The sequence below is a fragment of the Stenotrophomonas sp. YIM B06876 genome (assembly GCF_030711595.1).
GTDB lineage: Bacteria > Pseudomonadota > Gammaproteobacteria > Xanthomonadales > Xanthomonadaceae > Stenotrophomonas.
Genome location: NZ_JAUJUJ010000419.1, coordinates 1 through 689, shown reverse-complemented (window position 1 = coordinate 689; position 689 = coordinate 1). Strand labels below are relative to the sequence as shown.

Here is a 689-nt window from a genome sequence, read left to right as displayed (position 1 = left end):
CGTGTGGTAGGCCAGCAGCGAGTAGGCGGCGGCGTGCGACTTGTTGAAGCCGTAGCCAGCGAACTTCTCCATCAGGTCGAACACCTCGTCGGCCTTTTCGGTCGAGAGGCCGTTCTTGGCCGCGCCCTCGCGGAAGATCGCGCGGTGCTCGGCCATCTCCTCGGCCTTCTTCTTGCCCATGGCACGGCGCAGCATGTCGGCGCCACCGAGCGAGTAGCCGCCCAGGATCTGCGCGGTCTGCATCACCTGCTCCTGGTAGACCATGATGCCGTAGGTCTCGCTCAGCATCTCGGCCACCAGCGGGTGCGGGTACTCGACCGGCTCCTTGCCGTGCNGGCCTTCTTCTTGCCCATGGCACGGCGCAGCATGTCGGCGCCACCGAGCGAGTAGCCGCCCAGGATCTGCGCGGTCTGCATCACCTGCTCCTGGTAGACCATGATGCCGTAGGTCTCGCTCAGCATCTCGGCCACCAGCGGGTGCGGGTACTCGACCGGCTCCTTGCCGTGCTTGCGGTTCACAAAGCTCGGGATCAGGTCCATGGGCCCCGGGCGGTACAGGGCGTTGAGCGCAATCAGGTCTTCGAGCCGCGAGGGCCGCGCCTCTTTGAGCATGCCCTGCATGCCCCGGCTTTCAAACTGAAACACCGCCTCGGTCTTGCCTTCGGAGAACAGCCGGTAGGTGGCGGCGTC

At 65.8% G+C, this 689-nt stretch carries 1 protein-coding gene and 1 pseudogene; both read right to left on the bottom strand.

What is annotated here, in order from left to right:
* The coding region (locus QZH66_RS17685) for a hypothetical protein (protein WP_305807129.1) at window positions 1-288 on the bottom strand (288 nt) is incomplete at its 3' end.
* Window positions 282-689, bottom strand: a pseudogene (locus QZH66_RS17680) (DNA polymerase III subunit alpha); the annotation flags it as partial. The pseudogene QZH66_RS17680 and the gene QZH66_RS17685, both read right to left, overlap by 7 nt.